The 19,686-nt window shown below is 62.3% G+C and carries 16 protein-coding genes; 10 read left to right on the top strand and 6 right to left on the bottom strand.

Annotated features, from left to right (window positions below):
- Positions 1-104: 104 nt before the first annotated feature.
- Positions 105-1,772 (bottom strand): alpha,alpha-trehalase TreA, encoded by a 1,668-nt coding sequence (treA, locus tag DSC91_RS06280; protein ID WP_115777325.1) that lies wholly within the window; start codon positions 1,770-1,772, stop codon positions 105-107.
- Between the two features lie 293 nt (positions 1,773-2,065).
- Here treA and DSC91_RS06285 point away from each other — a divergent pair, with 293 nt between their 5' ends.
- Entirely contained in the window at positions 2,066-2,965 is a 900-nt protein-coding gene (locus DSC91_RS06285; RefSeq protein WP_115777326.1) for a DMT family transporter, read from the top strand.
- Between the two features lie 329 nt (positions 2,966-3,294).
- Positions 3,295-4,260 (top strand): DUF4148 domain-containing protein, encoded by a 966-nt coding sequence (locus DSC91_RS06290; protein WP_115777327.1) that lies wholly within the window; start codon positions 3,295-3,297, stop codon positions 4,258-4,260.
- 18 nt (positions 4,261-4,278) lie between these two features.
- On the opposite strand, the gene surE is transcribed toward DSC91_RS06290, so the two are convergent.
- The gene (gene surE / locus DSC91_RS06295) at positions 4,279-5,058 is read right to left on the bottom strand and encodes a 5'/3'-nucleotidase SurE (RefSeq protein ID WP_115777328.1); all 780 of its coding nucleotides are present in this window, start codon (positions 5,056-5,058) and stop codon (positions 4,279-4,281) included.
- 523 nt (positions 5,059-5,581) lie between these two features.
- On the opposite strand from surE, the gene DSC91_RS06300 reads away from it, so the two are divergent.
- From DSC91_RS06300 to DSC91_RS06320, 4 genes are all read left to right on the top strand, one after another.
- Positions 5,582-6,727 (top strand): porin, encoded by a 1,146-nt coding sequence (locus DSC91_RS06300; RefSeq protein ID WP_115777329.1) that lies wholly within the window; start codon positions 5,582-5,584, stop codon positions 6,725-6,727.
- A gap of 268 nt (positions 6,728-6,995) precedes the next feature.
- Positions 6,996-8,150: an epoxide hydrolase family protein gene (locus tag DSC91_RS06310; RefSeq protein WP_115777331.1), complete on the top strand. Its 1,155-nt coding sequence runs from the start codon at positions 6,996-6,998 to the stop codon at positions 8,148-8,150.
- A 343-nt stretch (positions 8,151-8,493) separates the two neighbouring features.
- Positions 8,494-9,858 carry a sigma-54 dependent transcriptional regulator gene (locus tag DSC91_RS06315; RefSeq protein WP_115777332.1) on the top strand — a complete coding sequence of 455 codons (1,365 nt, stop codon included), beginning with the start codon at positions 8,494-8,496 and terminating at the stop codon, positions 9,856-9,858.
- A 253-nt stretch (positions 9,859-10,111) separates the two neighbouring features.
- The gene (locus tag DSC91_RS06320; protein WP_115777333.1) at positions 10,112-11,086 is read left to right on the top strand and encodes a hypothetical protein; all 975 of its coding nucleotides are present in this window, start codon (positions 10,112-10,114) and stop codon (positions 11,084-11,086) included.
- Positions 11,087-11,209: 123 nt separating this feature from the next.
- On the opposite strand, the gene DSC91_RS06325 is transcribed toward DSC91_RS06320, so the two are convergent.
- Positions 11,210-12,295: a TIGR03118 family protein gene (locus DSC91_RS06325; protein ID WP_115777334.1), complete on the bottom strand. Its 1,086-nt coding sequence runs from the start codon at positions 12,293-12,295 to the stop codon at positions 11,210-11,212.
- 122 nt (positions 12,296-12,417) lie between these two features.
- Positions 12,418-13,821, bottom strand: a complete 1,404-nt coding sequence (locus tag DSC91_RS06330; protein WP_115777335.1) for an aminotransferase-like domain-containing protein — start codon at positions 13,819-13,821, stop codon at positions 12,418-12,420.
- Positions 13,822-14,126: 305 nt separating this feature from the next.
- Here DSC91_RS06330 and DSC91_RS38490 point away from each other — a divergent pair, with 305 nt between their 5' ends.
- From DSC91_RS38490 to DSC91_RS06340, 3 genes are all read left to right on the top strand, one after another.
- Positions 14,127-14,249, top strand: coding sequence for a hypothetical protein (locus DSC91_RS38490; protein ID WP_268238856.1), 123 nt, complete (start codon positions 14,127-14,129; stop codon positions 14,247-14,249).
- Positions 14,249-15,478 carry an NAD(P)/FAD-dependent oxidoreductase gene (locus tag DSC91_RS06335; RefSeq protein ID WP_115777336.1) on the top strand — a complete coding sequence of 410 codons (1,230 nt, stop codon included), beginning with the start codon at positions 14,249-14,251 and terminating at the stop codon, positions 15,476-15,478. The genes DSC91_RS38490 and DSC91_RS06335 overlap by 1 nt, the downstream gene beginning before the upstream one ends.
- Positions 15,479-15,609: 131 nt before the next feature.
- Positions 15,610-16,761, top strand: a complete 1,152-nt coding sequence (locus tag DSC91_RS06340; protein WP_115777337.1) for a branched-chain amino acid ABC transporter substrate-binding protein — start codon at positions 15,610-15,612, stop codon at positions 16,759-16,761.
- Positions 16,762-16,801: 40 nt separating this feature from the next.
- On the opposite strand, the gene DSC91_RS06345 is transcribed toward DSC91_RS06340, so the two are convergent.
- Positions 16,802-17,569, bottom strand: a complete 768-nt coding sequence (locus DSC91_RS06345) for a YkgJ family cysteine cluster protein (RefSeq protein WP_115777338.1) — start codon at positions 17,567-17,569, stop codon at positions 16,802-16,804.
- A 273-nt stretch (positions 17,570-17,842) separates the two neighbouring features.
- Between DSC91_RS06345 and DSC91_RS06350 the strand changes: the two genes are divergently transcribed.
- Positions 17,843-18,466 (top strand): HAD-IA family hydrolase, encoded by a 624-nt coding sequence (locus DSC91_RS06350; RefSeq protein ID WP_115777339.1) that lies wholly within the window; start codon positions 17,843-17,845, stop codon positions 18,464-18,466.
- Positions 18,467-18,522: 56 nt separating this feature from the next.
- Here DSC91_RS06350 and DSC91_RS06355 read toward each other — a convergent pair whose 3' ends face one another.
- On the bottom strand, positions 18,523-19,428 hold the full coding sequence (locus tag DSC91_RS06355) for a LysR family transcriptional regulator (protein ID WP_115777340.1): 906 nt from the start codon (positions 19,426-19,428) through the stop codon (positions 18,523-18,525).
- Between the last annotated feature and the right edge of the window lie 258 nt (positions 19,429-19,686).

Here is a 19,686-nt window from a genome sequence, read left to right on the forward strand (position 1 = left end):
TGATGTATCGAGGCGCGCGCTGAAGCGAGGCGTGCACGTCATGTGATGCTGGCGCGCGCGCCTCGCTTCAGCCAGATTTCAGCCGGATTCGCTTCACGGCATGCTTACTCGCCCGGGCTATACAGATCGAGTAGCTTGAGCGTCACGCCGTTGGTCCATCCAAAGCCGTCCTGCAGCGGATACTCGCCACCGCCTCCACCACCGGTGCCCGTGCCTTCCACCACGTATTTTTCAACCAGCTTCTTCTCCGACGCATAAACACCTTTCACGTCGGCCAGAAAGCGCGTGCCGATCTGCTGCGCCAGTGCATCCTGGCCATAGCGCTTCAGGCCTTCGATCGCGACCCAGTGCAGCGGCGCCCAGCCGTTCGGCGCATCCCATTGCTGCGTGGTGTTGTAGGTGGTCGTCGCCAGGCCGCCCGGTTGCAGCAGGACGGACTGCACCTGCTGAGCCGTCTTTCGCGCGCGATCCGGCCACGCCGCACCGACCCACAACGGAAACACCATCGCCGCGGTCTTGTTGTCGCGCGGTTTCGCGAGCGTCCAGTCGTAGTCGCCGTAATAGCCGTTGGCATTCCACAAGTACCGGTTGATACCGAGCGCCCGTTTTGCGGCGCGCTCGGCGAACTCGCCGACACAATGGAAATCGCGTGTCTCGCCACAACCTTTCGCGATGGTGATTTCAAGGTGGAACATGAGGCTGTTCAGATCGACCGGAATGATCGACGTGGTGCGCACGGTTGCGAGTGTCATGTTGTCGCCGAACCAGCGGGAGCTGAAATCCCAGCCGCTCTCGGCGGTCGCCCGCAATTCGCGGTAGACGTCGTTCGGGTTGCGGCCGGTGGCCTGCTGCGCCGTCTGAATGTCCTCCAGATACGACTCGTCACGCGGTGTGTCGAGTTCGTCCCAGTAGCGGTTGAGCACCGTACGGTCCGGCATCACGACGACGTTGCGCGTCGCCTGGCCCGGCTGCGTCGAGGTCTCTCCCTGCATCCAGTACGCATACTCCTTGCGCAAGGCCGGCAAGTACTTCTGATAGACGCCGCGGCCTTCCACCTTCGCCGCCAGCGCCACCATGTACGAAAAGAACGGCGGCTGTGAACGGTCGAGATAGTAGGTGCGGTTACCGTTTGGAATGTGGCCGAACGTATCGATCTCATACGCGAAGTTGTCGAGCATGTTGTCGACGAGATCCTCGTGGCCCGATTCCTGCAGCCCCAGCATCGTGAAGTACGTGTCCCAGTAGTAACCCTCGCGGAAGCGGCCTCCCGGCACCACATACGGTTTCGGTAACGGAATCAGCGAGCTGTTGGCCGGCGCGCTTGTCGTGGTGCGGGTGAGGGCAGGCCAGAGCCAGTTGATGTGCTCGCGCAGCGTCTGATTCGCGGGCGGCGTGATGACCGGTTCGCTCGGCGCAGTGAAGTACTGGTTGACGAAGTTCGCCAGCGAAAAACCGGGATTGTTCTTCTGCTGTTCGTACAGTTGCACGATCGCGGCAGGATCGGCGTTCGGCGTTGCGTCGACGAAGGTCTTCTGATCGGGATAGATCTGTGCGGTTTGCACGGCCACGAAAAGATCGCCGTATAGCTTGTCGGGAGCGGGAGGAAGCGTGCCGCCGACCTGGGTGTCGGCATGACACACTCCGATGAGACTGGTGAGGAAAACGAAGCTGGAAACGGCAGTTGCTTTCCTTAAACTCGAAGCGCCGACCGATGGGGGAAATGTCATGCGACCGGCGAGGCCGATGCTGCGCAATTGCGATGACACAATCATGTCTCCTCCTCTTGAACGGATAACAGGATTGGTCTGCCTCACGCCCTGTTGCTTTTCTTGAATGCTGGGGCGCAGGTAGCATCGCATAAAACAGAGGGCGGTTCAAACTATGCGCGGGGAATGCGCGGAGGCGCACCGATTCTCGCCGACCGCGCGAATGCGGAATGGGTGAACGCAGATTGTTGAGTCGATCGTGCAAGGCGCAGCAGGCATAATGCCTTTTCCGATTACGCCTCTCTTTCATTGAAGGCGAGACCTAAGCGACGCGCTGCTTCGCGCTCTCAGGAAAATTCATGCCGCCCATCACCGCCGTCCGGAATGCAGCCGTGCCGCTGCGCAGCGTCGCGCTGATTCTCGTTTCGATGTTCTGCTTCGCTCTCGTCGATGCCCTGGCGAAATCCGTGGCGCTCGCCTATCCGGCCAATGAAGTGACGTTCTTCCGGATGCTGTTCGGCTTGCTGCCGGCGGTAGCGGTTTGCCTGCGCGGCAAGCCGCTCATCGAGCGTTTCAGGCAGATGGATGTGCGTGGGCAGACGTTGCGCGCGCTGACGTTGCTCGGCGCCTCGGGACTGTTTTTCGCAGGGCTGCCCTATGTGCCGCTCAGCGAAGCGGTGGCGATCGTTTACTCGGAGACCTTGCTGGTCATCGTGCTTGCGCCGTTGCTGCTGAAGGAAACGCTCAAGCCGCGCGATGCGCTTGCCGCCGCGGTCGGTTTTGTCGGCGTGCTTTTCGTGGTGCGCCCGGACGGCTCGCATTCGAGCTGGCTCGGTCCGGTCCTGCTGATGTCGAGCGCATTTTTCGGCGCACTATCGATCATTCAGATCAAGCGGATTCGCCACACCGACGATTCGGGCACCATGGTGCTGTACTTCACGGTGATCGGTACGATCGTCACGGGCGCATCGCTATTCTTCGCATGGCGCGCGCCTTCGATCCAGGCCCTCGCGGTGATGGCCTTGCTCGGCGGATTCGCCACGGCAGGGCAGTTGCTGATGACGATGGCATTTCGCCAGGCCGATGCCGGCGCGCTCGCGCCGTATAACTACACCAGCATCGTGTGGGCTGCGTTATTCGGCTATGTCGCGTGGGGCGAGACGATCGGCAGCATGTCGTTGTTTGGGATTGCGTTGATTGTCGGAAGCTCGATTGCGGTTGCTGTGCGCGGCAAACAGACTGAAGGGCCGCTTGTGTAGGCGTGCGCTGCATTCGCCGGATTGAAACGCGGAATTCAAACCGGCTTTTCATTGCTTCGCAGTTCAAACAATCGTCCTAGGAAAGCATGGTCAGTAAGCTGGCTTTTTCGGACAACACACCCTGCGCACGCGGACGAACCGGCGTTTGGCGACTATAAATAACAGATAGCACGCATCCAGCTTGCACTCTTATTCGTACGTGACTGTATCGGCCCGAACTCGCCGTCGTTGCGGCGGCATCGATCGATTCCCTGCGGACCCTCTGATGAATTCGGGCGCGTTTGCGACACCGCAAACAGACATGTCCACGGGTTTGAGAGGGAGACGTCATGTTTAGCGAATCCAGGAAGATCGTTCTCACGAGCCTTTTTGTCGGTGCGGTTGCGATCGCGGCGTATGTTTCGCAATCGGGCAAAGGCTGGCTGTCGACGGATGAACTCGGCCTGGAGCGCGACGATGCGTCGGCTCATTACACGCGTGGCGATATCGTGACGGGTTCGGTAACTTCCGCACCGGTCGTTGCGCGCGGCGATTCAGCCGAGGCCATTGCCACGAACCTCCAGGCGGCGCGCAGGAGTCTGCAGCGCAACGATCTGGTCGCCGCGCAAGCGCAACTGGACGCGCTACGGTCGGCACACCGGAACGACGATCAGGTTCTTGCGCTGCAAAGAGAAGTCGAGGCGCGTGCGGGGCAGGCGCGGCACGCGCCGGCCGCTGCGCATGCAGAGAAGCCGATGCAGAAAGAGGCGAAATCGGTGCGGCCTTCTTCGCGGTCTTCGGGGAAGACCGGCCGCCTGCACGAAAGCTACGTAGCGACGCGCGAACACTCGAACCGTGCGTCTTCCAGTTACGCGAAGACCCGGCATGCTCCCGAAACCGCCGTAACCGCTGTTGCCGTGGGTAGCCTGTCGAGCGGACGAGCGAGTGACGTTGGCGCACCTGCTGTTGCGGGTTCGTCATCCTCTGTTCCGGCTGAGGTGAAGGGGTTCTCCAACGTAGTCAGCGCGCCTGCCGCATCACAGCCGATACAGCCGATACAACTGATACAACCAACACAGCAGGCACAGCCGACGTCGGCACCGCCAACCCCACAAGTCATACCGACGTCACCGGCATCTCAACTCGCGCCCGCTGCCAGCACGCTGTTGAAATCCGAGGGCGGGCCGAAAACACGTGCACAGGTACGCGCGGAAATCGCCCGCGCCCGCGCCGACGGCAGCCTCCCGGTGTTCGGCAATCCGGACCCGGCCGGACCGGGCGGCGCGCCGAGCATGACGGGCGCGCTGCGTCCGTGAGGCTGCGCCGGCCACCGGTTAGCGCAGCGATGCAGCGAGCCGGGCAAAAGTGGTGTCGTCCGTGCGATCGAACGCAAGCGGCGTAACCGACACGCGTCCCGACGCCACCACGGCTGTTTCGCTATCGGGGTCGTTCGCACGCGTGCCGCGTTGGAACCGCAACCAGTGATAGGCGATGCCGCGCGGATCGACTTGCGGCAGCACCTCGATATCTTCGACGAGTCCGACACCTTGCTTGCTCGGCGTGAGCGGACCCGCAGACGCCGCGTCGACGTCGGGGAAATTGATGTTCAGGCAGGTGGGCGCAGCGTGCTCGATCGCGAGCAACTGGCGAATCACGCCGGGAGCCAGCGTACGCGCGGTGTCCCAGCGCACTTTCTCGCGGTCGCTGAAAGTCTGGCTCAACGCGAACGATGGAAGCCCAAGCAACAGGCCCGTCATCGCGGCGCCGACCGTGCCAGAGAACATCGTCTCGACACCGAGATTACCGCCGCGATTGACGCCGGAAAGAATCAGCGTGGGCGGCGCGTCGCGCATCAGATGCCGCACGCCCATCACGACGCAGTCGCCGGGCGTGCCCACTACGCCGAACCGCCGCTCTCCCTGGCGGCTGACACGCAGCGGCGAATGCAGACTGATCGAATGCGATGTGCCGCTCTGATCGTGCTCAGGCGCGACTACCCAGACTTCGTGTGCGAGCTCGGCGGCAACCGCTTCGAGCACGGCGAGGCCGGGCGCGTCGATTCCGTCGTCGTTCGTCAACAGTACTCGCGGCACTTTGGATTCATAGGCGGACATCGCGGCCAGCTCCTTTCGATCGGTAAAAGAAGCCTCATTATCCGGCTATTGAGAAGGGCGTGGTGCGAAGCGGGCGACGCACACCGCCCACCCGCTTTCATCGAGCAATTGCACGTTTTCAATGGTTTTTAAAATTAACAATGACTATTTTCGTTTTCCGCAATAATTGGGCGAATGGATTCGTTTATCTGGCAAGATATTCCAATTGGTTTCCATTGGAATTAATTGGAATAATAAATCACCTGATACGGGTTGTTAGTGTGGATCCCCCATGCTATTCTGCGACGGCTTGATTCTCCGAGAGAAGCATTAAATCAGGCACTTGGGGCGTGCTCGCGAGAGGAGTACGCCCCATTTCATTTGCGGCGGCAGAGCGGCCGTTACGGTGAAATAATCGGCAATCTTAAAAACCAGTGGCGTCGTATAAAGGCAACGCTGTAATTAACTGAAAAACAGTCATTCGATTAGTGAGATATTCTCGGCCGCTCGATAGCATCCGCTATCCGAATCAGGAGAGAAATCAATGAATAAATTCGTATTGTCGGGCCTCTCGCTCGCACTCGTCGGCGCCGCGGGTGCCGCCCATGCACAAAGCTCGGTCACGCTGTACGGTCTGATCGATACGGGCCTGACCTACACCAGCAATTCGGGCGGCAGCAGCAACTTTCAGCAAGCCAGCGGCATGCTGAACGGCAACCGTTGGGGTCTGCGCGGGTCGGAGGACCTGGGCAATGGCTTGAAGGCGATTTTCGTGCTGGAAAACGGCTTCAATCTGTCGAACGGCAAGCTGGGGCAGAACGGCCGTGAGTTCGGGCGTCAGGCCTTCGTCGGCCTGTCGAGCGACCAGTTCGGCTCGGTCACGCTGGGTCGCCAGTACGACAGCGTGGTCGACTATCTCGCCCCGCTCGCGCTGAACGGCACGCAATACGGCGGCACGCTCGCAGCGCACCCGTACGACAACGACAACCTCAACAACTCGGTGCGTATCAACAACTCGGTCAAGTTTCAGAGCGTCAACTACGGCGGCTTCAAGTTCGGCGCGCTGTACGGCTTCTCGAATGCGGCGGGCAGCTTCGCGGACAGCCGCGCCTATAGCGTCGGCGCATCGTACGCATTCGGCGGCCTGAAGTTCGCTGCGGGCTACCTGCAACTGAACGGCGGCGGTTCGACGACCAACACGAGCGGCGCCGTGGCAAGCGGCGACTCCACGTTCAACGCGAGCCGTCAGCGCACTTATGGCGCAGGTGTGAACTATGCGTTCGGCGCGGCCAACGTCGGTCTCGTGTTCACGCAGACGCAACTGAACAACGCGACCGCGATCAGTTCGTCGGCGTCGGGCACGACGAGCGGCTTCGCGCTGACCGGCGGCAGCGCGCGCTTCACGAACTATGAACTGAACGCACGTTACGCATTCACGCCGGCATGGACCGTGTCGGGCGCGTACACGTACACCGACGCAAGTCTGAACGGCGCGAGCCCGAAGTACCAGCAGATCACGTTGCAGAGTGACTACGCCTTGTCCAAGCGCACCGACGTCTACGTTGAAGCGGCATACCAGCACGTGGGCAGCGTGGGCGACTCGGGCATCACGGCGGATATCGTCGGCGTGAGCCGTTCGTCGACCGACTCGCAGGTGGTCGGCACGGTGGGTATTCGTCACCGCTTCTAAGCGGCTGGTGCTGGTGTAGGCAGTAGGCTGTAAGGAAGCCCGCATTTTGCGGGCTTTTCTGTTTGCGGTCGAACAGCACGTGCTGCAGAAAGGGTGGTCTCCGGCGCGCAAAACGAGCATCGCGTTCTTTGTGTACCATGCAGATTGCTTCGTGCGCTTCATGCACTTCATGCCCGCTTCGCGCCTTGGCCCCCGGCGCATCGCCGCGAACGGCACCATCGAAGCCGAAGCGCCTGTTATCCCCACACCCTGTGCCGGATGAACTGACATGCAGATAGAGCCGTTTCAGATTGCCGTGCCCGACGCTGACATCGACGACCTTCGCCTGCGCATTCGGGCGACACGGTGGGCACCGGCGACGCCGTCGCCAGCCTGGCAGCAAGGCGCCGAACCAACCTGGCTGCACGAACTCGCGCAGTATTGGGCCGAGCGTTTCGATTGGCGCGAGGCCGAGCGCAAGCTGAATCTTCAACCGCAATTTCTTGCCGAAGTCGACGGTCAGCGCGTGCACTTCGTGCATCGGCGCGGCGTTGGCCCGGCGTCTTACCCGCTTGTGGTCACGCATGGCTGGCCGGGCTCGTTTTTCGAGTTCCACGCGCTACTCGACCGGCTATGCGACCCCGCCGCATTCGGTTGCGACCCGGCCGACGCATTCGATGTCGTCGTTCCATCGCTGCCCGGTTTCGCATTCTCGCAGGCGCCGGTGGAGCCCGGCACTTCCTCGTTTGAGGTGGCGGATCTGTGGGCTTCGCTGATGCGCGGCCTCGGTTATGAACGCTTTGGCGCCCAGGGCGGCGATCTCGGCGCCGGCGTCTCGATCGCGCTCGCGGCGCGGCATCACGAAGCTGTCGACGGCATTCATCTCAACTTCTTGCCGAGCTCGTACGAGCCGGCAAGCGGCGCCGCACAGACGCCGCTCACGCCGCAAGAAGAAGCCTATCTTCAGGAAAAGGCCGAGTGGGTCGCGCAGGAGGGGGGCTACGCCCATATGCACGCCACGAAGCCGCAGACCCTGGCGGCGTCGCTGAACGACTCGCCCGTGGGACTCGCTGCGTGGATCGGCGAGAAGTTTCGCGCGTGGAGCGATTGCGACGGCGACATCGAGCGGGTGTTTTCGAAAGACGAGTTGCTCACCAACATTTCACTCTACTGGTACACGCAGAGCATCGGCACGGCAATACAGATGTATTGGGAAAACCGGCTGCAGCCGATACGCTTCGCCGAGGGGCAACGCGTCGTGCCGCCGGTGGGCTTCGCCCGTTTTCCAAAGGAGATCAATCACCCGCCGCGCACGTGGCTCGAGCGAACCTTCAACGTCGTCCAATGGACCGACATGCCGGCCGGTGGCCATTTCGCCGCAATGGAAAAGCCCGATTTGCTCGCTGCCGAGATCCGCAAGTTCTTCAGAAAGTTGAGACGCTAGGCGCGTGGTCGCGATAGTGCCGGCGCGCGAAACGCCGGCTCGATAGCGGCGCCGATGCGCCCGTTGGCGCGTTTGCGGCTTCAATCATCAAATAAGGTCAGGACCTGTCTCGACGACCTTGTAGCCGCGTATGATCGGCGGACACGATCGCATCCGGTTTTTCGCCAGCCGGCGTCCGCAGCGCCGCCGACTCGCGCCAACCCCATGCACGACAAAAACGGCAGCTCCCGGTACGCGCCTGATTCGCGAGGACAGGCATCCGCGAGGCAACAGGAACGATGCCGCGACGAGGAGGCTGACCACCATCGGTTTCAGCGCAGGCTCAGCGGGAAAACGAAGAACAATGCAGAAAAAGAAGGCCATTACGCGGCGTGTCATCTACTTCACGCGCGATCCTTCGCCGCCGCTATTGGCGAGCTTCGAAGAGCGCGATTGGGCGGTTGAAGTCGTCGGCTCGGTTCGCGACGTGCGGCAAGCCGTGGATGACGGCTCGCTGGCGGCCGGCCTGGCCGACCTGTCGAGCGTGTTCGACCCGCGTGAGATTGCCGCGCTGGAAGCCTGCCTGGCAATGCCGAACATCGGCTGGGTGGCGATGACCGCGGCGCCCGAACTGGATGACACAGTCATACGCAGGCTGGTGCGCGACTACTGCTTCGACTACGTGACGCTGCCTGCCACGAACGCCAGGGTGATCGATACGGTGGGACATGCCTGCGGCATGATCTCGCTCGGCGAGCCGGCGCTCGTCGATACCTCGACGGCGAAAGACGAGATGATCGGCACCTGCGAGGCCATGCTTGCGTTGTTCCGCTCGATCCGCAAAGTGGCGGCAAGCGACGCGCCCGTCTTTGTCAGCGGTGAATCCGGTACGGGTAAGGAGTTGACGGCGGCGGCGATTCACGCGCACTCGCCGCGTCGGAACGCGCCGTTCGTCGCCATCAATTGCGGTGCGATTCCGCCGCACCTGTTGCAGTCCGAGTTGTTCGGCTACGAGCGCGGCGCGTTCACGGGCGCGAATCAACGCAGAATAGGGCGCGTCGAAGCCGCTCACGGCGGCACGGTGTTTCTCGACGAAATCGGCGATCTGCCGTTCGAGAGTCAGGCGAGCCTGCTGCGTTTCCTGCAGGAAAGCACCATCGACCGCCTGGGCGGCAACGGCTCGATCGATGTCGACGTGCGCATCATTTCCGCCACCCACGTCGACATGGAGGCCGCGATCGAAGACGGGCGTTTTCGCGCGGATCTGTACCACCGCTTGTGCGTCCTGAGAGTCGACGAGCCGCCGCTGCGCGTGCGCGGCAAGGACATCGAACTGCTCGCGCTATACACGCTGGATCGCTACAGGAAGGACGCGAGCCGCCGTTTATGCGGTTTTTCGCCTGACGCGATCGCAGCGATGCATCAATACGACTGGCCCGGCAACGTGCGGGAACTGATCAACCGGGTTCGCCGCGCCATTGTGATGTCGGAGGGCCGCACGATCACCGCGGACGATCTCGAACTGTCGGGCTACGTTGCGACCGCTCCATTGACGCTTGCCCAGGCGCGCGAGACAGCGGAGCGGCAGGCCATCGAACTCGCGCTCCTGCGCCATCGCGGGCGGCCTGGCGACGCCGCGCGAGAGCTCAACATTTCACGCGCGACGCTGTACCGTCTGCTTGGCTCGCACGGCATGCGATACAGCGAAGACAGCGCCGCTGAAATGTGATGTCTCAGGCGAAGGTCGTGCGCGACAGCAAGGTAACTTGTTCACTCGAATGTCAATGCGCCGAATGGCGCCGTGTACTTTCGACCGGCCAACAGCCGATTGACGGCACCCGCGTTGTGTCTTGCTGACTTTTGGCGGAAAGGCAACGCGGGGACGTGAAACGATAGCGCATACCTGATAGCTGCGCCCCGGTTCATCCGAGTCCATCGCCGCAGATCAGCTCACCCGCCTCTCATGCCTGGTGAGGAGCAACGTGAAATTTTTTCCTTGCACGCTGGTTTATGTGGATGTCGATGCGAGCCCCGGTCCCAATTCCACGAATCGCGACCCGCTGTCGTATGTGAATCAGGCGATCTGCCTGAACAACAGCTTGCGGCAGGTTGGCATGCCGGCGCTGACCATCATGACCAATGCGCCGGCGGTGGTCGCGCAACGGCTCGATAGCATGGCAAAGGCGCACCGGCCCGCGTTGATGACGTTGAAGGCGACAATCGAGCTGCCGAAGAATACGCCGTTCTATGCGGCGCATTTCAAGCTCGATCTGATGGACCAGATGGCGGGTTCGCTGCCCGCCGATGCAATGCTGTTGCTGCTCGACGCCGACATGGTCGCGCTGCGCCCGCTCGCGCGCAATCTGATCGAGCGCTGTGCTGAAGCCGGACTCGGCGCATTCGATATTTCGGATCAGGTATTCCCGCCATACGGCAGCGAACGCGTTGTCGCGGATCTCGAGATCGTGGCGGACAGACGGCTCAGAAATCCACGCTGGTACGGCGGCGAGTTTCTTCTGGCGAGGCCGGCCGCATTGCGCCGGCTGGTGCCCCGTGCGCGCGCCAGTTACGCGCGCTATATCAGGGAAATCGGGCGCCTGAAGCATCATGGCGACGAAGCGTTCATTTCCGCGGCACTCAATCTGCTGGTCGACGAAGGGCAAGGCCTGGTCGAGGTCGGCGCCTATCAGGCAGTCGGCCGCCATTGGCCCGGCAATAATTATCGCGACGTACGCTGGTTTCGCGGCTGTTCGTTCGTTCATTTGCCCGGTGGCAAGGCATTGCTGGAAAGGGAGGCGCGTTTTGCCGAATTTGCGCCGGAGCGTTTCTGGCGCCGCATGCGCATGGCGCATCTGCGTGGTCGCGTGCGCCATGCGTTGAAGCGGATCGCCGGCTTGCGCAGTGTCGAGCGCCTCGCGACGTTGTCTGCTTACGCCTTGCGCAGCGTAAGGAACTAGCCGGCGGGTCATGCCGCAGCCTATGGCAAGCGAAGCCGTGCGACGCGGCGCGGCGGCTCCACGCGACCGCATATGCGCCGCTACGCTACTACGCCGTTGCATCGCCGACGCATGCGGCTTCGTTCACATCTTCACGTCGATGCGCCCGTAAACGCCGTCGGCTTCGTCGTTGGGCCCCGCGGCAAAGAACAGCGTGTTGGTCGGCTGGTTATCGAGTCCGTTGCCGAACGCAATACCCCAGAGCCCCGGTTGCACGAACGCGCTTCCACTCGGCAGGTTGACGGCGCCAAGAGAAAGTCCGCTTGAAGGATCGAAGGCGTTGATGGCGCCGTCGCCGAAATTGCCGATCAGTACGTCACCGCTGAATCTGCCAAAGTTTCCGGGCGCCTGAGCGATGCCCCACGGCGCATTCAGCGGGCCGGCCGACGCGAAGCGCTGCTGCAGATTGCCGGCCGTATCGAAGACGTCGACGAAACCGAGTCCCGCGCCGGCGACATTGTCATGCGCGACGGCGTCCTGCTTGGCATAGGTCACAAAGAGTCTGGCGCCGATCGCCTGAATGCCGAACGGCGCAAAGCCGGCCGGTAGCGTTGCGTCCTGAAACTTGCCGGGCATCGCGACTTTGGCGAAGTTCCTGTCGAACACGTCGATCCTGTTGTTGTGGAAGTCGGTGGCATAGAGAAAATTCGCTCCGCCATTGCTGGCGAGTGCGAGTCCCTTGTAGACCGAACCACCAGTGCCGCCGTCGAACACGACGATCGCAGCGGTGGGTGCGACCGCCGGTGCCCACGCGGTGATCGTGCCGCCTTCGCCGGCAAAGATAAAGGCGCCCACGCCGCTCTTGCCGCTCTGCGCGACCACGAAATCCGTTGTGCCGTTGAATACGATGCCAGTCGGATTCGCCGGGCCGCTGGTTCCATTCGGAATACTGACGACAAGGGATTGCGGCACGCCGTTGCCGTCATAGAGTGTCGCGACGGAGGTCCCGTTATCGGCAACCCAGACGAAGCCCTTTGGATTGAAGGCGATGCCCCATCCGTTTTTCAGATTGGGGTCGGTGTGCGGCGCAGTGACGGCGCCGTCGGAGACCAGCGTGCTGGAAGTATACGACTGAGTGTTGATCGACCCCGAACCGCCTCCGCACGCGACGAGCCCGATCAACGCCACGCCGCCCGCCGCGGCGCTCAACACCTTAAGCACAGACTTCATGACCGCACCTCTCTCACGACCGACGGCCGTTGCGGTTATTGAACGTGCTGAGTGGCGGGATTATTCCTTTGGCGGTTGAACAATTTGATTTGGCATGAGGCAGCGGTCGAGCTGTCCTTGGTTCAGATCGTGCCGAACAGTGCCCGAGGGCGATCCTTCAGCGTGCCGGTCAACAGTCGCAATGCACTCACGAGTTGGTCGCGGCTCGTCGCGCAGGCGAGGTTGATCCGTACGCCGTGCTCGATCTCCGAGCGGTCCACGGCAAACGCGGACGACGGCATCACCACCACGCCGCGCGCCTTCGCATTCGCCGCAAAGTCGTCGGCGCGCCACGGGGGCGGCAGCTTGAGCCACACGAACATGCATGCCGGGTCGGTCTGCAGCAGTTCCTGTGGCAACAACTCGCGCGCCAGGTCCTGTCGTGCGCGAATTTCGGCAAGCTGCGCGTCCATGATGTGGCGTGCGGTGCCGTCCTCGATCCAGATCGACGCGATCAGCATCGACATCGGCGCAGGCATCCATGCGGTGGTGCGCACCGCCTCCGCGCACAGCGCGGAACTGTCCGGCGGGCTCAGCAGATAGCCGAGCCGCAGGCCTGGCGCGAGAATCTTCGAGGTTGCCCCAAGGTGGAACGTCAGTTCCGGACACAGGCTTGCAATCGTCGGCAACCGCTGCGACACCAGCGGACCATAGACGTCGTCTTCGATGATCGCGACACCGTGCCGGCGGGCAATGTCGACGAGCGCCATGCGGCGCTCGAGACTCATGGTCGTCACGGTCGGGTTCTGCAGATTCGGTACCGTGAAAATCGCCTTCACCGGCATGCGGCGGCAAGCGCGCTCCACCTCGTCGGTCAGCAGGCCGTCGCGGTCGCTCGGAATGCCGACGATCTCGAACTGGAATACCGGCGCCAGTGCTTTCAACCCGTAATAGGTGAGTTGATCGGCGAGGATCACGCCGTCGGTGCCGATCAGGCTGTTCAGCACCGCATACAAGCCGTGCTGCGCACCGCTCGTGACCACCACGTGATCGGGCGCCGGCGTGAAGCCCGGCGCGGCCATCCAGCGGGCACCGGCAGCGCGCGCCCAGGCGGGGCCTTGCGGCGGCTGGTACTCCTGCAATTGCGGGTAGCGCGGATCGCGCGGCAATTCCGCCAGCGTGCGCGCGAGGCAGTTCAGAAATTCGCCGGTGGCCGGCCGGTTGACGGTCAGGTCGATCGCGGCGTTGCTGGCCGGCTGCGCGGGTTCGACGCTCGGCATGGCGCCGCCGGTCACGAGCGACCCGCGCCGCTTGCTGCCGATCACCAGCCCGCGCAATTGCAATTCCTTGTACGCGCGGGACACCGTCGACACGTTGATGCCCAGTTCGGTGGCCAGTTGCCGCTGGGGCGGCAGGCGGCTGCCGGGCGGATAGACGCCGCTGCGGATCTCGTTCTCAATCGAGCTGGACACCTCGACGTAGGTGGAACGCTTCGTCTGCGCCGGCGCCCCGTTGGCGCGAGGCGCTGTGTCTTTGTCAGAAGCCATAAGAACTGATGTCTCCATACAAAATCGACTTTGTCCGCGATTGTGCGGAATTTTGCCGATTCTATACCAGACAAGCGCCGCCGCAACGCTTAAACGCGGGTGTCCAGGGGGCCGGGCTGTGGCCGGTCCGTGTTTGCAAGCAACGCGCCATGGACCATCCAGGGAAAATGCCAGGGCCACACAATGCGAGTTTTAATTGCACACAAAAAAATATTGTGTGATTCTGATTGCCAGAGTTTGTCTGGTGGCGTGCGTGCCGAAGTGCCGCCGGGCAGTGTCCAGATTCTGTCAGCAGGAGTTTGACGATGCGTTTCCCGCAGTCTTCTCGAGCCCCGTCCGCGCCGAAGCCCGGCGCGCCGGCAAGTGAGCGGCATGTCGCGACGACCGCGCGCTCCGGCGACGGCGGCGAAATGGAAGGGCGCAAGTGATGTCGGAGATTGCCATCATCGGTGCGGGATTCATCGGCCTCGCGAGCGCTGCGGCGCTGATGCGCGACGGCCATCGAATCACGCTGTTCGATCCGGCCGGCGTGGGGCAGGGCGCGTCGTTCGGCAACGCGGGGACCTTCGCGCACTATGCGTGCATTCCGGTCAACAACCCGTCCGTGTTCCGCGATCTGCCACGCTTTCTGCTATCCAGCGACAGCCCGTTCAGATTGCGTTGGGGCTACCTGCCGCACCTCGCGCCGTGGCTCGCGCGGTTCATGGTGAGCTCGCTGCCGCGGCGCTACGAAGCGAGCGCCGGCGCACTCGCCGCGCTGCTCGATTGCGCGCATGACGGTTATGCGCCGCTGCTTGCAGACGCGGAACTGGCGCGGTTCGTCCGGTCGCGCGAATGTCTCTATCTTTATTCGAATGCTGCTTCGTTCGACGCCGCGCGTCCCACACTCGATCTGCGTCAAAAACTGGGCGTCGCCTTCGATGTGCTTGACGGTGGCGCTATCCGTGCGCTTGAACCGGCGCTGGCGCCGATATTCGAGCGCGGCGTATTGTTCAGCAACAGTTGGCATTTCTCCGATCCACAAGGCTTTCTGCAGACGCTTTATCTGCAGCTTGCCGACCGGGGGTTGACACTGCAGCGCTCGAGCGTCGACGCGGTGCACCCCGCGGCCGACGGCGCGAGTGTGACGATTGAAGGTACCGCGCGCCGCTTCAGCCACGTGGTGATCGCCACGGGCGCGCGCTCCGCCCAGTTCGCCAGACAATGCGGCGACCCGGTTCCACTCGATACCGAGCGGGGCTATCACGTCCGCTTTCCGGGCGCGCAGCAACTGGTTTCGCGACCGGTCGGCTGGGCCGAGCGCGGCTTTTACATGACGCCGATGAGCGACGGCCTGCGCGTGGCGGGCACGGTCGAACTGGCCGGCTTCGGCGAGACGCGTAACCGTTCGCTGATCGACCTGCTGACATTTTCTTCGAAGCGCGCCCTACCCGCGCTCGATACGCCGGATAGCAGCTGGCTCGGGTTTCGTCCGACGTTGCCGGACGGCGTGCCGGTGCTCGGTCGCTCGCGCGCTAGCGAGCGGGTGATCTACGCATTCGGCCACCAGCATCTTGGGCTGACGCTTGCCGGGGTGAGCGGGGGCATCGTCGCCGATCTGATCGCGCAGCGTGCGCCGCCGCTCGACCTCGCGCCTTACTCGGCCACGCGTTTCTGATTTTCTTCGAGGTGCTTGGCGCACGGACTTTTTCGCTTTACAACAGGCATCGCAGGACGGTTTCGAGGCGTCGCGCATCGGATCGGCCAACCTACACATCGCGCGACGTTAAATCACGCAAGGAGCGCATCATGAATCGCCGCTATTGGCTGTTGAGTGCCACCGTTTGTGCACTCGTCACGTATATCCCGTCGTCGTGGGCGGCCGATCCTGAAGTCGTCAAGATCGGTTTCGTCGGGCCGTTGACCGGTCCGGTCGCGCGAGTCGGCAAAGATCTGCAGTACGGTGCGCAACTCGCGCTCGATGAGGAGAACGCGAAACATCCGGTTATTGGCGGAAAGCCGGTCAAATTCGTGCTCGACGTGCAGGACGATCAGGCAGACCCGCGCGTGGCGATTCAGGTCGCGCAGAAACTGGTCGACGACGGCGTAGTCGGCGTGATCGGCCACTACAACTCGGGGTGCAGCATTCCGGCGTCGACGGTCTATCACCAGGCGAACGTCGCGATGATTACGCCCGGCTCGACCAATCCGCAACTCACCAAGCAAGGCTACAAGAACGTGTTCCGCACCATGGGGCACGACGGCATCGGCGGTGTCGTGGCGGGACATTTCGTGGTCGAGCAGATGAAGGCGAAGCGCATCGGCATCATCGACGACCGTACGGCATTCGGGCAAGGGCTCGCGGACGCCTTTGAAAAAGGCGCAAAGGAAGCGAACGGCAATATCGTCGACCGCGAGTTTACGAACGACAAGGCAGTGGATTTTCGCGCCGTCCTGACAACGCTCAAGAGCAAGAACGTCGATCTGATTTTCTTCGGCGGTCTGGATGAACAGGGTGCGATGCTGGTCAAACAGATGCGCTCGCTGGGCATGCAGGCGCAACTGTTCGGCGCGGGTGCGCTGAAGAGCAATGCTTTCCTGCAGATCGCCGGCACGGCGGGTGACGGTACGCAGGATCTCGAGCCCGGTCCGGCGCTCGACAAGCTGCCTGCCGCGCAGGAGTTCGGCAAGCGCTACAAGGCGCGCTTCAATCAGGATGTCGAACTGTACGCGCCGTTTGCATACGACGCCGCACTTGCGATGATCAACGCGATTCACGGGGCCGACTCGCTCGATCGCGCAAAGATCGTCGACAGCCTGTCGAAAGTGAAGGTGACCGGCGTGACCGGCAATATCACCTTTGACCCGTACGGCGATCTGATCAAGCCGCCGTACACGCTGTTCCAGGTTCAGCAAGGACAATGGAAGAGCGTCAAGACGGTGGGTGGCAGCGGCGTCTAAGCGTGTAACGCTTCGGGAGAAGCCGCCGGTGGTTCTGCGTTTATGAGGGCGGGAAAAAACCGTGATATCGGGAATTGCCGGCAGGGGTGGGCTCTGCGAGACGACCGGTGGCGCCCACCGACAGAAGCGTTTCCAGGGTTCCCGCCCGATTCGACACAAAGGTCCACTGTGCGGCTGCGTCCTGCGATTCCGCGGTAGCGTGAATCTTGCGCAAGACGGTCAGGAGCGCTTCGCTATCCGGCGAAACCATGACAAAGCCTTCGTTCGCGAGCGCCGCATGGTTCAGTCCCAGCTCGAGGCATGCCTGCATGCGCAGCGGCGCTTCGAGCTGATTCGCGCGACGCGACTGCGCGACCTGTTCGACGATCGCCGCATCGACAAGGATTCCCTGCCGTTGCAACGGCTTGTTCCGCCACGCATCCGAAGGGCACGCCTTATTTTCCGGCGCCAGATCGACGAAAGGATTGATTTCGGCGGGATAGATCCGGCACACCAGCGGTCGTTCCTCATAGATGCCGCAGCGCATGTCGGCACGCAGATTGGGGCAGGCGCCATCGAAGGCCGCGGCGAGAACGATCGAGATACGGACCGGCAGGCTTCCGCTCATTGCCGGTGAAGAGCGCGCCCGTTTGTACGCAGCTTGCGCATTGCCCGGCTCGGGCTCGACGGGCCACGGTATGGCCTCGCAGATGAGTTCCATGTGGCCGCCGCGCTCCAGCCACACGATAGCCTCGGCAATCGTCAACGCGAGGCGCAAATCGTGGCAGCATTTGCCGCACGTAGTGCATTCGAAATCGATGTCATTCACGCTGGGTTCCTCACCGCAAAAGTCTAGGCGTGACTTAGTCGAGGCTGCGGGCAAATTCTGACGGCGAATCCGATAAATATTTTCTGTGGGCACACCTCATTGTTCGAGGTGTCCGCCCCGCGGCGATTTGCGTTTGCACGCTCAAGCGTTTTTCGCTCATGGCACGCATGGCGTCGCCGGCCAACGGAGGCACAATAGAAAACATAGTCGTCCGATGGCATACAGTCGGATGGCATGTTTATTTCTAGAAGCTTTCGAAGCGAGGCCGACAGCATGACTGCACCCATCACGCTGGTCCTGTTCGACATGGAGGGCGTTCTGTCCCACTACGATCGGTCGGCGCGGGTCGATCGTCTGGCGGCGATTTCCGGAAATACGCCCGAGGCCGTGCGTCACGCGATCTGGGGATCAGGTCTCGAAGCGCGTGCCGACGCGGGGCAAATCAGCGACAGCGACTATCTGGCCATGCTCGGCGAACTGCTGAACTATCCCGTCAGCCGGGACGACTGGCTGAGCGCACGCCACGCATCGATCACACCGAACAACGACGTGCTCGCGCTCGCCGAACGCGTCGCCGAACATCGTCGAATTGCGGTACTCACCAACAACTGCCGTCTGCTCACGGACAACATCGGTTTTCTGAATCCACCCGTCGCGCAACTGTTCGGTCCTCACGTCTATGCGTCCGCCGCGTTCGGCGCGGCGAAACCGGCCGCTCAGACCTATCTTCGCTGTGTGGAGCAGTTCGGGGTTCCCGCGGCCGAAACGCTCTTCGTCGACGATACGGAGGCCAATGTGACGGGCGCGCTCGACGCCGGTCTGCGGGGATATCAATTCGTCAGCGCGCAAGCGTTGTCTGCGGAACTGGAGCGTTGCGGGCTGATCGAGCGGACGTAGCGCGGGTGCGAAGCGCGGGTGCTTAGTGCGGTTGCGAAGCGCGGTTGCGCGTGCAGCTAGCCGTTGAGGTCCGGATTGTTCTGCGCGAGTTCGTGAACCCACTCGCTGAATACCCGTACGCACATGCTCAGCCGACGGTGTGGATACAGCAGGGAAAGCGGCAAGGACGGACAAGGGTAGGCGCCGAAGAGTTCACGCAACGCGCCGGCCTCGATCGCTTTCGCGACCATGAAGCGGGGAATCTGAATGATCCCCAATCCTTCGATCGCCGAGGTGACATACACGAGACCTTCGTTGACCGCGAGTATGCCGTTGACGGGCTTTCTGATCCACGTTCCGTCCACTTGAAACTCGAACGGATAGATGCGTCCGGTGCGCGCGGAAAAGTAATTGACGGCGCGATGGCGGTCGAGGTCGTCGGGCGTGACGGGTTCGCCCATTTGCTCGAGATACGCCGGCGCCGCGCAGATCGTCGTGCGGACGCCGCCGATCGGTCGCGCGACGAGGTTCGAGTCGTCGAGAACACCGATCCGTATCACGCAATCGACGCCTTCCTGCACGAGATCGACGTTGCGGTCGGCCAGTCCCAGCTTGACGGTGATATCGGGGTAGCGCGCATTGAAATCGCGCATGACGGGCAGCAGCACGTTGGCCGCGAACGTGGCGGACGTGTCGACGCGAATCGTGCCGCGTGGGTTGAGCCGCTTGTTCGATAGCGCGGATTCGGCGTCGGAGACCTCGGCCAGAATGCGCGAGCAGTACTCGTAGTAGAGCGCGCCGTCGTCGGTAACCTGCACGCTGCGGGTGGTGCGATTCAGCAGGCGTACCCCTAGATGACTCTCCAGGTTCTGCACGAGCGTCGACACCGAGGCGCGCGGCATCTCCAGCGAATCAGCCGCCTTCGAGAAGCTCGACGCATCGACGACACGCTTGAATACCGCCATCCCTTGAAGAATGTCCATACCGGGTTGCGCTTTCGAAAGTGGCCGATCCGCAGTCTAGAACGGAGTGGCGCTGGGAAGCAAACAGGCGTCCGCGCGATGCCGATTGGCGGGGATTTCATCCGCTAACGGTTTATTTTCTTTTGTGAACTCAACAGCTAGTTAATTTTAAAAGGCATTAGGTGCCGCTGCGTCTAATAACACACTCCGCACTGCAATAAAACAAAGTTTCTCGTAGAAATGTATGCATATTCGGTTTTTAGAGTATTAACTCTGCCG

The sequence above is a fragment of the Paraburkholderia caffeinilytica genome, from assembly GCF_003368325.1.
Lineage (GTDB): Bacteria > Pseudomonadota > Gammaproteobacteria > Burkholderiales > Burkholderiaceae > Paraburkholderia > Paraburkholderia caffeinilytica.

Coding starts and splice junctions, on each gene's coding strand:
- DSC91_RS06340 (WP_115777337.1), top strand. CDS start 15,610: ATGAATCGCCGCTATTGGCTGTTGAGTGCCACCGTTTGTGCACTCGTC.
- DSC91_RS06290 (WP_115777327.1), top strand. CDS start 3,295: ATGTTTAGCGAATCCAGGAAGATCGTTCTCACGAGCCTTTTTGTCGGT.
- surE (WP_115777328.1), bottom strand. CDS start 5,058: ATGTCCGCCTATGAATCCAAAGTGCCGCGAGTACTGTTGACGAACGAC.
- DSC91_RS06325 (WP_115777334.1), bottom strand. CDS start 12,295: ATGAAGTCTGTGCTTAAGGTGTTGAGCGCCGCGGCGGGCGGCGTGGCG.
- DSC91_RS06300 (WP_115777329.1), top strand. CDS start 5,582: ATGAATAAATTCGTATTGTCGGGCCTCTCGCTCGCACTCGTCGGCGCC.
- DSC91_RS06350 (WP_115777339.1), top strand. CDS start 17,843: ATGACTGCACCCATCACGCTGGTCCTGTTCGACATGGAGGGCGTTCTG.
- DSC91_RS06310 (WP_115777331.1), top strand. CDS start 6,996: ATGCAGATAGAGCCGTTTCAGATTGCCGTGCCCGACGCTGACATCGAC.
- DSC91_RS06355 (WP_115777340.1), bottom strand. CDS start 19,428: ATGGACATTCTTCAAGGGATGGCGGTATTCAAGCGTGTCGTCGATGCG.
- treA (WP_115777325.1), bottom strand. CDS start 1,772: ATGATTGTGTCATCGCAATTGCGCAGCATCGGCCTCGCCGGTCGCATG.
- DSC91_RS06285 (WP_115777326.1), top strand. CDS start 2,066: ATGCCGCCCATCACCGCCGTCCGGAATGCAGCCGTGCCGCTGCGCAGC.
- DSC91_RS06315 (WP_115777332.1), top strand. CDS start 8,494: ATGCAGAAAAAGAAGGCCATTACGCGGCGTGTCATCTACTTCACGCGC.
- DSC91_RS06335 (WP_115777336.1), top strand. CDS start 14,249: ATGTCGGAGATTGCCATCATCGGTGCGGGATTCATCGGCCTCGCGAGC.
- DSC91_RS38490 (WP_268238856.1), top strand. CDS start 14,127: ATGCGTTTCCCGCAGTCTTCTCGAGCCCCGTCCGCGCCGAAGCCCGGC.
- DSC91_RS06330 (WP_115777335.1), bottom strand. CDS start 13,821: ATGGCTTCTGACAAAGACACAGCGCCTCGCGCCAACGGGGCGCCGGCG.